General features: G+C 42.8%; 14 protein-coding genes. 12 read left to right on the forward strand and 2 right to left on the reverse strand.

The window, feature by feature from the left end:
• Nucleotides 1-5: 5 nt before the first annotated feature.
• The 8 genes from ACHOLT_RS05485 to ACHOLT_RS05520 all read left to right on the forward strand — a co-directional run bounded on the left by ACHOLT_RS05485 (nt 6) and on the right by ACHOLT_RS05520 (nt 9,356).
• Nucleotides 6-1,301 carry an oligosaccharide flippase family protein gene (locus ACHOLT_RS05485; protein WP_425806324.1) on the forward strand — a complete coding sequence of 432 codons (1,296 nt, stop codon included), beginning with the start codon at nt 6-8 and terminating at the stop codon, nt 1,299-1,301.
• A gap of 71 nt (nt 1,302-1,372) precedes the next feature.
• A complete protein-coding gene (locus tag ACHOLT_RS05490; RefSeq protein ID WP_425807906.1) occupies nt 1,373-2,698 on the forward strand; it encodes an O-antigen ligase family protein in 1,326 nt (441 codons plus the stop codon).
• Between the two features lies 1 nt (nt 2,699).
• Complete coding sequence (locus ACHOLT_RS05495) at nt 2,700-3,755, forward strand: glycosyltransferase (RefSeq protein WP_425806325.1); 1,056 nt, start codon at nt 2,700-2,702, stop codon at nt 3,753-3,755.
• Between the two features lie 27 nt (nt 3,756-3,782).
• Complete coding sequence (locus ACHOLT_RS05500; protein ID WP_425806326.1) at nt 3,783-4,772, forward strand: D-glucuronyl C5-epimerase family protein; 990 nt, start codon at nt 3,783-3,785, stop codon at nt 4,770-4,772.
• Nucleotides 4,773-4,806: 34 nt separating this feature from the next.
• Nucleotides 4,807-6,258 (forward strand): glycosyltransferase, encoded by a 1,452-nt coding sequence (locus ACHOLT_RS05505; protein WP_425806328.1) that lies wholly within the window; start codon nt 4,807-4,809, stop codon nt 6,256-6,258.
• 38 nt (nt 6,259-6,296) lie between these two features.
• Nucleotides 6,297-7,511 carry a glycosyltransferase family 4 protein gene (locus ACHOLT_RS05510; protein WP_425806329.1) on the forward strand — a complete coding sequence of 405 codons (1,215 nt, stop codon included), beginning with the start codon at nt 6,297-6,299 and terminating at the stop codon, nt 7,509-7,511.
• Between the two features lie 39 nt (nt 7,512-7,550).
• The gene (locus ACHOLT_RS05515; RefSeq protein WP_425806330.1) at nt 7,551-8,627 is read left to right on the forward strand and encodes a glycosyltransferase; all 1,077 of its coding nucleotides are present in this window, start codon (nt 7,551-7,553) and stop codon (nt 8,625-8,627) included.
• Nucleotides 8,628-8,684: 57 nt separating this feature from the next.
• Nucleotides 8,685-9,356: a sugar transferase gene (locus ACHOLT_RS05520; RefSeq protein WP_425806331.1), complete on the forward strand. Its 672-nt coding sequence runs from the start codon at nt 8,685-8,687 to the stop codon at nt 9,354-9,356.
• A gap of 121 nt (nt 9,357-9,477) precedes the next feature.
• Here the strand turns inward: ACHOLT_RS05520 and ACHOLT_RS05525 are convergent, their stop codons facing one another.
• Both ACHOLT_RS05525 and ACHOLT_RS05530 read right to left on the reverse strand, forming a co-directional pair.
• On the reverse strand, nt 9,478-9,888 hold the full coding sequence (locus ACHOLT_RS05525) for a PIN domain-containing protein (protein WP_425806332.1): 411 nt from the start codon (nt 9,886-9,888) through the stop codon (nt 9,478-9,480).
• Nucleotides 9,881-10,168, reverse strand: a complete 288-nt coding sequence (locus tag ACHOLT_RS05530; RefSeq protein WP_425806333.1) for an AbrB/MazE/SpoVT family DNA-binding domain-containing protein — start codon at nt 10,166-10,168, stop codon at nt 9,881-9,883. Before ACHOLT_RS05530 ends, ACHOLT_RS05525 begins: the two co-directional genes overlap by 8 nt.
• A 214-nt stretch (nt 10,169-10,382) precedes the next feature.
• Between ACHOLT_RS05530 and ACHOLT_RS05535 the strand changes: the two genes are divergently transcribed.
• The 4 genes from ACHOLT_RS05535 (at nt 10,383) to ACHOLT_RS05550 (ending at nt 13,409) form a co-directional block, all read left to right on the forward strand.
• The gene (locus ACHOLT_RS05535; RefSeq protein WP_425806334.1) at nt 10,383-11,681 is read left to right on the forward strand and encodes an ATP-binding protein; all 1,299 of its coding nucleotides are present in this window, start codon (nt 10,383-10,385) and stop codon (nt 11,679-11,681) included.
• Nucleotides 11,682-11,828: 147 nt separating this feature from the next.
• Nucleotides 11,829-12,068 (forward strand): D-alanine--poly(phosphoribitol) ligase subunit 2, encoded by a 240-nt coding sequence (dltC, locus tag ACHOLT_RS05540; protein ID WP_425806335.1) that lies wholly within the window; start codon nt 11,829-11,831, stop codon nt 12,066-12,068.
• Complete coding sequence (gene dltD / locus ACHOLT_RS05545; protein ID WP_425806337.1) at nt 12,065-13,279, forward strand: D-alanyl-lipoteichoic acid biosynthesis protein DltD; 1,215 nt, start codon at nt 12,065-12,067, stop codon at nt 13,277-13,279. The genes dltC and dltD overlap by 4 nt, the downstream gene beginning before the upstream one ends.
• Nucleotides 13,182-13,409 (forward strand): teichoic acid D-Ala incorporation-associated protein DltX, encoded by a 228-nt coding sequence (locus ACHOLT_RS05550; protein WP_425806339.1) that lies wholly within the window; start codon nt 13,182-13,184, stop codon nt 13,407-13,409. Before dltD ends, ACHOLT_RS05550 begins: the two co-directional genes overlap by 98 nt.
• Nucleotides 13,410-13,545 lie beyond the last annotated feature (136 nt).

A 13,545-nucleotide genomic window follows, 5' to 3' on the forward strand; every position in this document is an offset into this window, starting at 1 on the left:
GACGAATGGGTTTTACAAAGTCCGTGACGATCACGTTTTTTAGCAACTTACTATTGTTCTTTCTTTCGATTATCAATACAACGGTGCTTTCCCGGGTACTTGGACCTGAGGGAAAGGGCGTTGTTGATGTTGCAAATAACTTTTTAAGCTTTGCCACGCTTATTCTGGGTATGGGGTTTGCGGCCTCCACTGTTTTTTTCTTGGGCAAGAAAAAGGATGCCTTAAATGCGATTATTGGAAATAATATTGTTGTAACCCTGGTCAGCAGTTTAGTTTTGATTCCTTTCTATTTTTTACACCTGCATTTTCACTTTAAATTTTTGGCAGGGGTATCTAATATTCAGATGCTAGCGGTTTTGGTTACCGTTCCGTTAGTTAACTTTAAATCGGCAATGATCAATGTCCTGCTCGGATTACAGGATATGGTAGAATATAATCGGATCAATGTTATTGATAAAATTTTAAGTTTGGTACTCTTAATTATTTTCCTTCTTATTGCTGTAAATCCGACGGCAGCCATTGTTTCCATTCTTATCGGAACCCTGGCTATTTGTTTATTGCAAATCTATATTCTTATCCTTAAGCGCAAACAAGCTCCGCGTGTCGAGCGAGGCTTGATGAAGGATATGTTTGGCTATGGGCTTAAGGCCCAATTCGGGAATATAGTTCAAAAGCTGAATTATCGTTTGGACGTTTTTATTGTCAATTACTATTTGCCGATCGATCAGGTGGGAATCTATAGCATTGCTGTTGCTTTAGGGGAGACCCTTTGGGGTGTAACCGGGAGCATTGCAACTGTAGTTTTTCCGATCGCTTCATCTTCAACCGATAAAAAAGGTATGATGCCGTTTACAAATCAAATTACCCGGGTTAGTTTCACCTTGATTGCCGGTTTCTCAGTAATCCTTGCCCTCATCAGCAAACCCTTGATTTTAATATGGCTTGGCCGTGATTTTATCACAGCAACGGGTGCTTTGCTTTGGTTATTGCCGGGGATTAGTATTTTCTCCGTCTCGAATATTTTAGCGAGTTATCTTGCAGGGGTAGGTTTGGTTGAAAAAAACATCTATTCTTCCATTGCATCCGGAATTGTAACAGTAGTGCTTGATATCTTCTTAATTCCACGGATCGGAATTATTGGAGCCTCGATTGCAACAAGCCTTTCGTATATCGTCTTTACACTAATGACGATCATTTTTTATATTAACTATACACATGCCCGCTGGCAGGATATTCTTATCCTGAAAAAAAGCGATATGGGACAAATCATTCGCTTTATCAAGAGCAGGCTCCGTAAATAATAATAGAAAATGATATTATAATAACAACAGCCCATTAATTTTTACAGAAGGGAGGGAAGGCATTGTTGTGGGTGACTTTAGTCTTGACAGTACTGGCGGTACTTTTAAGTTGGAAGAATCCTCGCTATTTGCTGCCTCTTTTAATCCTTGCTCTGCCCTTGGAAATCTCTCGAGAATGGTTTCCGCATTTGACCCTTTTGGACAAGCTTGGAGAATTTGTGGGCGTAATTTATTTCGGGCGTATTTTTACACTTGCGGTTATTGCCTATTACATAATTAGACTGATGTGGACTGATGATAAGGAATGGGGCGTTTCAGAAAATGCCAGAAATTCATTAATAAATTATATAAAATCTCCGCTAATCCTTACCCTGACGGTCTATCTTATCTGGGGCGCATTTTCTATTGTATGGTCTGTAGACAAGACGAAAACGATGGTTGGAGTTGCCCGTTTAGGTCTGCTTTGGGTTCTTGGGGCGGCGGTTTACGACTTAGTGAAAAGAAAAGACGGAGATTTCTGGGTTCCCATTGCCTTCGCGGCTATATCCACGGGTTTAGCCGGAATCGGAGCTTTTGAAATGGTCTCCAAGCATTTTATCTGGAAAAGTGAAATATATCAGCTGAGCGGGCGTATTAATGCCACTTTTCTGGATGCCAATATATATGCTCGCTTTTTGATCATTGGCTGCTTAGCGACCATTATCCTAATGTTAGGCGCTCCCTTAAAGGCAAAGTTCGCCGGAGGCTTTGCTTTGCTTCTGCAGCTTTTAGCCTTAGTAGGAACAGGTTCACGCACAGGGTGGTTAGCAATGCTCATCGTGTCTATTGCCTTAGCCTTCCTGATTCCGAAACGTCCGGTAATCATCACGGTTCTTTCAGGAATTGTACTCGGAATGGCTGCGGTTCTATTGAATCCCGGAATATTCGCTCGATTACTCGAAATTAAGCAGAACTTTGGCTCGGCTTTAACGGAAAGGTCGTACCTCATAACCGCCGGAGTTGAGATGTTTCGGGGACACCCGCTTTGGGGCGTAGGACTCGGCGGCTTCCAAAAGGTCATGTTAACGAAATATGCCGCACTGATTCAGAATAATGTGAGCCTTTCTCATACGGCTTTGATTACAACGGCTGCCGAACTGGGAATGATAGGGTTAGGAATTTTGACTGCATTTATGGCATTTCTATATAAAAGAATTCCGCGAGCCTTTAGATTGCAAAGAACCGCTCAATACCAGGGAATCATCCCCAAAATGACATATCGTACGATTTTTGTTATTCTCGCAGTGACGGCGATTTTGATCAGTGCGCAAGGCGAAGGAAGATTCTTTGAAGACCCCTACCTGTGGATTCTTATCGGATATGGAGCAGCTATTCGGAATTTTGAGGAGGTGAGCTGAATTGCGCTTATGCTTTCTAGGTGATGCGGGAAGTATTCACTTGCAACGCTGGATTGATTATTATGTACACGCGGGTTACGAAGTGGAAGTAATCTCTTTTCGTCCCTGTGAAATCAAGGGCGCTAAAGTTCATCTCCTTGCTCGTGGCCGGAGTGGACGCTGGGCTTACATAGAGGCGCTAGCTAAAATTCGGAAGCTTGTTCATGAGCTTCACCCGGATTTATTGCATGCGCACTATGCAACGAGCTTTGGACTATTGGCCTTGGTCAGCAGCTTCAAGCCGCTGGTTGTTTCCGCCTGGGGTTCAGATGTTCTGGTTGCTCCGAAAGAATCCATTTTCCTGCGGCTAATCGTTGAACAGGTGTTAAAGCATGCGGATGCTTTGACCTCGGATTCTTCCTATATGTCCGAACGGATGCGTGACTTGCTGAAAGGTCAGGAGCGAATCCTTAAGACGGTAACGATGGGCGTTTCACGGGATTGGTTTGAAAAGATTCCCGAGGTGAATAAGAAGGATTTGCAAATTTTAAGCTTACGCGGACATCAGGAAATCTACAATATCGATGTTATCATCCAGGCGATGGCTGAGGTCGTTAAGAAAATTCCCGAAGCGAAATTAGTGATAGCTGGAGAAGGCCCGGAAACACCTTCTTTAAAAACACTGACATCTTCCTTAGGTTTAGGAGACAGCATTCAATTCGTAGGACAATTACCGCATGCGTTAGTGCAGAATTACCTCACTGAGTCATCCATATCCGTAAGTGTTCCCTCCTCAGATGCCACAGCTGTTTCCTTGCTTGAAACCATGGCTTGCGGTTCTTTTCCTGTAGTTTCAGATTTACCCGCTAATCGTGAATGGATAGATTCTGAAGTGAATGGATTATTGGTTCCGGCGAAGGATGCTCATGCCTTATCTCAGGCGCTTCTGCGGGCCTTAAATGAAAAAGATCTGAGAATCAAGGCCCGGGAAATCAATAAACAGCGTGTGAGGAATAAGGCGATTTGGGAAGAGAACATGCATGAGATGGAAGAACTTTATAAAGAATTGATTCGATAAGCTGGAAAGCTTAGAAGTGAGGATTTCATGAATATTATCCAAATGATTAGGGCCTATAGCGGCATGGTTTTTGGGAAAACCGACTATTGGCATCCTGATATGAATGTCAATCGAGAATTAAATTCAAAAATCGTTCGCAAGTATCCTGTGGATATAAGCACGAAGGCGGATTATGCCGGAGAATTTGATGAGGATGGGATTCCGCTGGTTGAAGTGGATGGACATCTCAGCTATTTACCCGTAACGATTGCACAATACGCCTTAGGAAATTATGATCAATGGCTTGAAACGCAAAAGCCTCTATACCGCGAACGGTTCGTTTGTGCCGCCGATTGGCTTCAAAAAAACTTAAGAGAATATAAAGCGGGTCTATGGGGATGGGTCAATGACCATGACAAAGAGATGTATCACCTGAAAAAGCCATGGCTTTCCGCCTTGTCCCAAGGGCAGGCTCTCTCAGTATTAGCCAGGGCTTATTTAGAGACTCAGGAGAAGCGGTACCTTGAAGCGGGTGAGAAAGCATTGATATCGTTTTCGGTTCCCGTTCAGCAGGGTGGAGTTCTCACTCAGTGGGAGGGGTTAGATTACTTTGAAGAATACCCCTCGCAAATTCCTTCCCTTGTTCTGAATGGATTTATATTCGCCTTGTGGGGATTATGGGAATTTTATGTGATCAGTCAGGATTCAGGAGCTAAAGAACGCTATCAGACAGGAGTTGCAACTTTAAAAACGATACTTCCTAAATATCAGGTTTCCTATCTTAATTGGTCGCGCTACGATCTTTATCCCTTTAAGGTGGCTGATATTACAAGTATTTTCTACCATAAGCTTCATATTCAGCAGTTAAAAGCGATGGCGCTTCTGATAGGTGAAGAGAGCTTTAACCGTCAGGCTGAACTTTGGGAAAAAGGCCGTCAAAGTTTTACCTGTTATTGGCTGGCAACAGCCTATAAAGTTCGCCATAAACTTTCGATTCGAAAAGAAAGCAGTTATGTACCCAGTGTGAAACAAGGGTAACCATGAATAAAGGGATTATGTTCGGAGGAAAAGGATGAAAAAGGTCCTTATGATCGCCTACTTCTTTCCCCCTTTGGGGGGGAGCGGAGTACAGCGAACCCTAAAATTTGTTAAATATTTACCTCAGTTTGGGATTTTACCCGTTGTAAGTACGGTCAAGAACGGGCATAACTTTGCTTACGATGAGAGTCTTCTTGAAGAGGTTCCCGGTTCTGTAAAGGTTTATCGCTCAAGCAGTCTGGAAACCTTGTGGCTGCGCGAAGCGCTTGAAAAAATAGCGGGCCTTCGCAAGGGTAAAGAGGAAGAGATTCCTGAAAAGGTGTCAAAGGATGCGCAACTTTCTGAAGCTAAAAGCGGTCAGAAAGTTGAAAGCGAGCAAAAAGCTGAAGCAGATGGAAAAGGAACTCCCGAGCATAAGGATAAATCTGAACACTTACCCGAACAAAAACCCTTAAAAGCAAGAATTTTCGACTTTATTGACAATTATCTCTTTATTCCTGATTCTAAGGTAAGATGGCTGCCTTTCGGATTTTTGAAATCGCTGCAGACAGCACGGCGGGAAAACGTGGATTACTTATTTTCTTCGTCCTATCCTTATACTGTCCACTGGATTGCCCGCTGGGTTCACAAGTTATATCGAAGACCGTGGATTGCCGATTTTCGAGACCCCTGGGTGGGAAATAAGGCCATGCAGAAGGATATTCCTTTTCGCAAGAAACTGGATGCCTGGATGGAACGCAAGGTTGTGGAGGAAGCAGATTATATCATCAATGTGACGCCCTCTATCACCGAGACGTATAAAGAGCGTTACCCCGAATATGCGGATAAAATGGTCACGATTACGAATGGTTACGACCCTGTGGATTTTGCGAAGGCAACGCCGGTTAAGCAGGAGAAATTTACGCTTATACATACTGGAATTATCGCAGATGCTTACGATATGGAGACTTTCGCCGATGGAGTCCGGCTTTTCCTGGAGCGGCACCCGGAAGAACGGGAGAACGTTCAAATTTTATTTATCGGATATGTGCCTGAACACTTTGATGCGCTATTAAAACGCAAACTCGGAAAAGCCTATGTCTTTAAATCGTACATGAGCCATCAAAGCGTACTAGAATATCTCGCAGGAGCGCAGCTCCAGTTTATGACCTTTGATCGGAGCGTGGATAACGCATATTCGGGAAAACTCTTTGACTATATTGGAACAGGCAAACCTATTCTAGGGCTATTGCCGGAGGGTGTTGCTGCTCAGCTGATTCGTGAGCGCCGGTTAGGAACAGTGGTTTCCTTAGGTGATATTGAGGGGTTGGCAGCAGCGATAGAAAGGCATTATAACGCTTGGCAGTCTTCTGCCTTAATCCCTAATGATCTGCAAGGCCCGGATTCTAAGGGTTCGACCGAACGCTGTGAAGAATTCAGCCGCGTCAATCTTGCCGGGCAGCTTGCCGGTTTATTTCCGGCAAGTGCCCAGGGCACAAATAATTAGGGTTAGTGGATACCGGATGTGAAAAAGGAGAACAGATTGTGCGAATATTGATGCTTACACAGTATTTTCCGCCCGAGACCGGAGCGGCTCAGGTTCGCCTCTTTGAGGTCGCGAAAGCCATTCGCAACCAAGGGCATGAAATAGAAGTGGTCACTGCCTTTCCCAATTATCCTAATGGGATCATTCCGCCAGAGTATCGCGGGAAGTTCTATATGAAGGATTCGATTGAGAATATTCCTATTCATCGAACGTGGATTTATCCGGTTCAAAGAGGAAAGTTCTGGAAACGCCTTCTGAATTATTTTTCGTTTGTTTTTTCTGCTTTTTATGGTGTTCTAAAAGCGGGCAAAGCGGATTATATCTTTGTTGAATCTCCTCCGCTATTCATTGGTTTCACCATGATTTTTGCAAAATGGGTTAAAAGGGCGAAGCTCATTTTAAATGTATCGGACCTTTGGCCGGAGTCCGCAGTCTCACTTGGTTTAGTGACGAATAAGACACTCATTTCTTTAGCCGAGGGTTTGGAACGCCGTATGTATAAAACGGCTTGGAAGATTTCAACGCAGACCGAGGGGATCATTCAATCTTTGAAGGATCGAGGAATTCCGCCTGAGAAAATCGTTTTTTTGCCGAACGGCGTTGATCCGGAGCTTTTCGCTCCAATCAAGCCGGATGAAGAGCTTCAGGAAAAACTTAAGCTTAAGGGAAAATTCGTAATTCTTTATGCCGGTACTATGGGCTATGCTCACGGTTTGGAAGTTGCGCTGCAAGCGGCTGAGCACCTGCAAAAAGAACATCCGGAAATCGCGTTTCTCTTAGTGGGTGATGGCTCGGAAAAACCGAGGCTCATGGAAATGGCTGAGGAAATGAATTTAGATAATGTACGTTGGGTTGATTTTCAACCGATTACAGAAATGCAGCATTATTATAGTTTAGCTGAGATCAGCCTTTCGACACTTCGCCGTTATAAACTTTCTGAGGGAGTACGTCCTTCGAAGGTTTTTCCAGGGCTTGCCAGTGCAAAACCCCTGATTTACGTCGGAGAAGGGGAAGGAGCAAAGATTGTTGAACAAAGCAAGGGCGGGGTGGTTATCCCGCCGGAAGAACCTCTGCTTCTGGCAAAGACTATACTAGAGCTTCAACAAGATCCAATACTTCGGAAAACGCAGGGCGAGCGGGGCAGGGATTTTGTGATTAAACACTACTCGTGGAAATCCATTGTGGGTCAGTGGCTTAAAGATCTTGGACTTTAAATAACCCAGTTGAAATTAACGGAAAGGGGGAAACTGAAAATGCCAAAGCTTTGTTTACTCGCAAATGCTGCAAGTCCCCATACAGAAAAATGGGCGCTTGAACTTGCACGCCGCGGGTGGTCGGTAGAGCTTATTAGTTTCCTGCCTGCGGAGATTCCTGGGGTCAAGATTCATCTTGTACCTAAAGTTATCGGAAGAAAAATTGATTTTATTCTTCGTGTGCGCTGGGTCAAAGAAAAAGTTCAGGAACTGCAACCTGACATACTGCATGCGCATTATGCTACCAGCTTTGGGTTTCTGGGTGCAATCTGTTCAGTCCATCCCTTTATCATTTCGGCTTGGGGGAGCGATATTTTTTCTTTCCCGAAGCAGTCATTATTTCATCGCCTTTTATTAAAATGGATATTGGGGAAAGCGGATTATCTTTGCTCTACAAGTCATATAATGGCAAAGGAAATGGATTGTTATATCAAAGTGTCTCAAAAAATCGAAGTTATTCCCTTTGGAGTAGACATTGATCAGTTTTCTCCGCAAGAGAATTTGGGGAGTACTTCATCGCGAAAAGTGATTTTTGGAGTTGCTAAATATTTGCAGCCCGTTTATGGATTGGATATCCTGTTTGAATCATTTGCACGTTTGAATAAGCTTAGGCCTGGGCAAGCCTTGCTAAAAATAGCAGGGGACGGTCCTGAGCTCTTCCGGTTAAAGTCTTTAGCAGCAAGACTCGGAATCGATCAGTATGTTGAATGGCTTGGAGCAATGCCCAATTCGAAGATCGCACAGTTTTACAGAGATTTGGATGTAGTTGTAGTTCCTTCGCGTCAAGAAAGTTTCGGAGTTACTGCAGTTGAAGGTTCAGCTTGCGCACGGCCAATTATTGCGAGCCGTGTCGGAGGGCTGCCAGAAGTTGTGATTGATCGGGAAACGGGAATAATGGTAGAGAAGGAGAATGTCAGCGAACTTACGCAGGCCATGAAATATTTTATGGATCATCCCGAGGAGCGGGTACGTATGGGTCAGGCAGGACGCGAGTTTGTATTGCGGAATTATGCCTGGAAGGAAAATGTAACGCAAATGGAGAACGTCTATCGCAGGGTACTCCAGAGAAGTAAATAATAATCAATTATGCCTTATATAAGTAAGATTGTTCTAACGATTGGAGGACGCAAGACGATGGGCCAGAACACGGCCGTTCATAAGGAGATTAAAGAAGCAGACAGCCGGAGAAAAAGTTATCCGCAATGGCAGCTTACAGCAAAGCGGGTGCTTGATATTTTGGTTTCCTTGATTCTTCTTATCTTAGTTTCACCGCTTTGGCTGGTCATCGCTTTTTGGATCGATTTTGACTCTTCAGGTCCGGTCGTTTTCAAGCAGACGCGGATCGGATTGCATGGGAAACCATATACGATCTATAAATTCCGAACAATGGTGACGAATGCCGATGAAATAATGAAAGCGAAGCTGGAAAATGTGGAGAACATTGAAAATTTCGTTTTTCAGGAAAAAGATGATCCTCGGATTACACGGAGCGGACGTTTTTTAAGAAAAACAAGCTTGGATGAACTCCCGCAGCTCATCAATATTCTGATTGGCAATATGAGTCTGGTGGGCCCTCGACCAGAGGTTCCGGAGATTGCCAAACATTATACGGTAGAACAATACCAGCGTTTAGAAGTCCTTCCTGGAGTAACCGGTCTCGCCCAGGTGAACGGGCGGAGCGAGCTGACACTCGGCGAAACGATGGACTATGACTTAGAGTATGTTCAACGCTGGAGTTTCTGGCTGGATTTGCAGATTCTTTGGAAAACGTTATTCGTGGTCTTAACCGGAAAAGGTGCATACTAAATGTTCTTGAAAATAATATATAAAGCGCCCGACTGATACCAAGTGAGGTTCAAATAGTCGGGCGCTTTTCTCTTTATGCTTTTCAGTATGGAATTTTAGTATTAGCTTATGTCTTATAATCTTATATTAAATCTTGAGGTCTGTAGAATTCACATTCTAGCTTTTTAAAATCTTTAGCATTCCATGTTAATACTGATAACTCCAAGCTTCTTGATTTCTCAGCTAAGTAAACATCTACGAAATCAACATTTACCCCTCGGAAGCGAGCTAAGACACGTTGGACTAAACCATCTTCATCAAGCTCAACTCCATCGGATTCAATAAAGTCCTCGAAGACTCGCAATATCATTTCTTTATCAAAGTTATATACCTTGCGTAAGACCCAGTAAGTTTCAATTAGAACAATTGACAGAACGTGAAATGCTATATTACCTTGTTCCATAAGCTGAACTAATTGCTCAATCTGAGTATCATTATCTTTCGTGAATAAGCGAATAAGAATATTAGTATCGACTATCATTGCCTTATTCATCTTTTAAGTCCATCGACTTCTCTTTAAGCTCTTTTGCCCGTTCTGCCCTAGCTAAATCAATTGCTTCATCCGCATCAACGTTTGTAGTAGACTTCAACACTCCCATTACCCCTCGAATTGACTTCTTTGTTTTAGGCTGGACTTCAATAATTCTTTCATTTTCATCTAAGACAAAAGCTAATCTATCTCCTTCATTAATGTTTAAAAGAGTTCTCAGTTCAACTGGAATAGTTAGTTGTCCTTTACTAGTTAACTTTCCGGAGAGAAGTTGTCTTGCCATAATAATGTACCTCCATTCAGAAGTATTACTTAAATTATGAGTAATACTTCTGAAAAAATCAAGTTTTACCAGTTAACTTTTAGGCTTGATTAGGTGTTTTTTATAAAGCCAAATAGGTACGAGTTTTAGTTGTAAAAAATGTTTTGCAACTTCATTTTTTCGTTGTATATTTTGTAATAATTTATGTTATATTAATTTCAGGGAGGTGATGCGCATGTATAGAACAGCTATAGAAGAGCTTTATAAATGGAAAGTAAAGCAGAATAAAAAGCCGCTTATTATTCGTGGAGCAAGGCAGGTCGGAAAAACTTGGCTGATGAAAGAATTTGGAAAGCTTGCCTTTGATAAAACGGTTTATATCAGTTTCGACAATAACCGACGGATGAAAGATTTATTTTCATCGGATTTGGATGTAGGGCGTATTGTAACCGGGCTGGAGCTTTATTCCGGACAGAAGATCGATCCTATAAATACATTGCTTATTTTTGACGAAATACAGGAGGTACCACAAGCTCTGACTTCTCTGAAATACTTTAATGAGAACGCACCGGAATATCAAATCGTGTGCGCCGGTTCTCTGCTGGGCGTAGCACTGCATCAAGGGACGTCTTTCCCTGTGGGCAAAGTGGAATTTTTAGATTTATATCCTCTCAACTTTCCTGAATTTCTGATGGCCATGGGAAATGATCAGTATGCTGAGTTGCTGCAAAATGGCGACTTTGACATGGCCACAACATTCAAACAAACGTATATTGATATGCTCAAATATTATTACTATATTGGCGGAATGCCGGAAGTTGTACTTCATTTTGCTGAGAATAAAGACTTCAACGAAGCAAGGGAGATACAGCAGCGTATCCTTGCTGCCTATGAGCAGGATTTTTCCAAGCACGCGCCAAACGAAGTCGTGCCGAGGATTAGACTGCTCTGGAACACCATTCCAACACAGCTTACCAAAGAGAATAAGAAATTTATATATGGACTTATTAAGGAAGGAGCAAGGGCGAAAGAATACGAGCTGGCACTTCTCTGGTTAACCGACTGCGGCCTTGTTCATAAGGTGCATCGCGTCAATGTACCGAACATCCCGCTAAAGGGATATGAAGATTTAAAAGCGTTCAAGCTTTTCCTGCTTGATGTGGGTTTGCTCTTGTGTATGGTATGCTTAAATCAAAGCACGCTTTTGGATGGCAATGAGCTTTTCAAAGAATTTAAAGGTGCACTTACTGAGCAATATATATTACAACAGTTAAAAACCATTAAGGGATTGGAAACCTATTACTGGACAAACGACCGAGGCAGTGCGGAGATCGATTTTGTGGTGGACAATGGAAGCATCATCATCCCCATCGAAGTTAAAGCTGAAGCGAATTTGAAGGCGAAGAGCCTAAAAACGTATCATGAAAAATTCCAGCCGAAGCTGTCCATCCGTACATCGATGGCAGATTATAAGAAAGAGGATTGGCTGCTCAATCTGCCGCTCTATGCGATTAAAGAAGTGGGGAAGATATGAAGATTTTTGTAAAGAGACTGCTAAATTTTGATAAGTGGCACAATATCACTAAAAGGAAGATAAAAAAGAGGAATTATGTTCAAAAGAGAGAACTTAACATAGTGTTTTTAATTAAAAATATATTGACTGATTTTGGGGGAATTAATCATGATTCGGGAAAAAATCTTGGATACATTGACCGAGATCTGTGGAACAGATGAGATTATGAAGAATCCGGATGTTGAGCTTTTTAGCACAGGTCTTCTGGATTCTTTTGGAATCATTCAGCTTTTTGTTGCAATTCAGGAAGAATTAAATATCGAAGTGGCTCCGACAGAAGTTACGCGGGAAGAGTGGGCTACTCCGAATAAAATAATCGCATACCTTGAGGAGCGGGCTGGCGAATGATCTTCAGGCGTTCCGGCGCGATTCTGTTCGCTTTTATTCTCTTTATACTGACGCTTGGGTTGATCCCTCCCGTTGGGCGAATGCTTTTAGAGCACTATGCTTTTAAACCGGGTGTTATTCAAGCCATTGCCGGTTCACAGACACCGGTCGCTTTTCAAGGCCTTATTTTTCAAGAGAAGGCACTTACAAGCTCAGATATCCTTCCGGTGTATGGTTCATCGGAATTTTCGGCGGAATCCGAGTTTCATCCAACCAAGCTTTTTTATGGGAAACCGGATGGCTTTGTTCCTTTTCTCATTGGAAGAGGCGGGAGTCAGAGCCTTATTCATGTTCTAAGCTTGGCGGCTCAAGGAGATGCCTTACACAATAAAAAGGTTGTGGTCATTCTTTCGCTTCAGTGGTTTGAAACAGGTGGAATTTCGTCTCAATATTTAATGCAAAACATTTCTCCTCTCCAAACGTATCAGATCCTTTTTGATCCGAATCTTTCGGCGGGAATTAAACAGCAGCTGAGCAAACGGCTGCTGGAATTTCCCGAGGTTGTCAAAAAATATCCAATCCTCGCCCAAAATCTGGCTTATCATGCCCGCAAAGAATCTTCAAAACAGCCGATACAGATTCTGGTGAACGCAGCAGGAAGAGTCGAATGGTGGGGGTTGCAAGTTCGGGATCTTTATAATACAGCGACGTTTATCCCGTTAGTAAGTAAAAACGCGATTGCTCAAAACGCGGTTAACCCTGTTCCTAAGGCTCCGGATTGGACGAACCTCAGGGAAAAGGCTGAAAAGCAGGGGCGTCAATCAACAGACAATAATTCCTGGGGGATACTCGATTCGTATTACTCTCAATACATTGAACCATCGCTTAATCAAAAGGCGGGTTCACAGAGGCAAGAGAGACTTTATCCTTCCCAGGAGTATCAGGATCTTCAGCTTCTCATGCAAGTTTTACAGGAGCAAAAGGCTGAAGCCATGTTTGTCATTGTTCCCGTTAATGGATTTTGGTATGACTATACCGGTTTTTCTCGTCAAGAAAGAGAAGCTTATTACACAAGAATAAAGAAAATGATCGAACAGAACGGTTTCGAAAGTGCGGATTTCTCTCAGCACGAATATGACCGCTATTTTCTGCAGGACATCATGCACCTGGGATGGAAAGGATGGCTCGAGGTTGATCAAGCAATGGATCAGTTCTATCATCAAAGGACCTAAAGGATGGAATCCTACCCTCCTTTGGCTGGGACGAGTTTTTTACTACTATTTTATTTTTATGGCTCTGTTTTATCTGTATTTTGTGCAAAAACAACATACACCCGCACCGTATATCTATAATAATTTTTAAATTGTAAAGCTATAAATACCCGTAAGCGTAGCTTTTCGTACAGTAATGAATGATTTGCGCGGAAGGGCGCCAAGGCGAACGAAGCTTCTGAAGCTTAGCGGCGCCAGTGGTTTACTTCAGGTATTACCCAAAGGTT

It is taken from the genome of Desulfitobacterium nosdiversum (genome assembly GCF_049860565.1).
Classification (GTDB): Bacteria; Bacillota; Desulfitobacteriia; order Desulfitobacteriales; family Desulfitobacteriaceae; genus Desulfitobacterium_A; species Desulfitobacterium_A nosdiversum.

What these genes read in the sequence shown, in the direction of transcription:
- ACHOLT_RS05485 (WP_425806324.1), top strand. Translation starts at nt 6, where the DNA reads ATGGGTTTTACAAAGTCCGTGACGATCACGTTTTTTAGCAACTTACTA.
- ACHOLT_RS05500 (WP_425806326.1), top strand. Translation starts at nt 3,783, where the DNA reads ATGAATATTATCCAAATGATTAGGGCCTATAGCGGCATGGTTTTTGGG.
- ACHOLT_RS05505 (WP_425806328.1), top strand. Translation starts at nt 4,807, where the DNA reads ATGAAAAAGGTCCTTATGATCGCCTACTTCTTTCCCCCTTTGGGGGGG.
- ACHOLT_RS05515 (WP_425806330.1), top strand. Translation starts at nt 7,551, where the DNA reads ATGCCAAAGCTTTGTTTACTCGCAAATGCTGCAAGTCCCCATACAGAA.
- ACHOLT_RS05520 (WP_425806331.1), top strand. Translation starts at nt 8,685, where the DNA reads ATGGGCCAGAACACGGCCGTTCATAAGGAGATTAAAGAAGCAGACAGC.
- ACHOLT_RS05525 (WP_425806332.1), bottom strand. Translation starts at nt 9,888, where the DNA reads ATGAATAAGGCAATGATAGTCGATACTAATATTCTTATTCGCTTATTC.
- ACHOLT_RS05530 (WP_425806333.1), bottom strand. Translation starts at nt 10,168, where the DNA reads ATGGCAAGACAACTTCTCTCCGGAAAGTTAACTAGTAAAGGACAACTA.
- ACHOLT_RS05535 (WP_425806334.1), top strand. Translation starts at nt 10,383, where the DNA reads ATGTATAGAACAGCTATAGAAGAGCTTTATAAATGGAAAGTAAAGCAG.
- dltC (WP_425806335.1), top strand. Translation starts at nt 11,829, where the DNA reads ATGATTCGGGAAAAAATCTTGGATACATTGACCGAGATCTGTGGAACA.
- dltD (WP_425806337.1), top strand. Translation starts at nt 12,065, where the DNA reads ATGATCTTCAGGCGTTCCGGCGCGATTCTGTTCGCTTTTATTCTCTTT.
- ACHOLT_RS05550 (WP_425806339.1), top strand. Translation starts at nt 13,182, where the DNA reads ATGACCGCTATTTTCTGCAGGACATCATGCACCTGGGATGGAAAGGAT.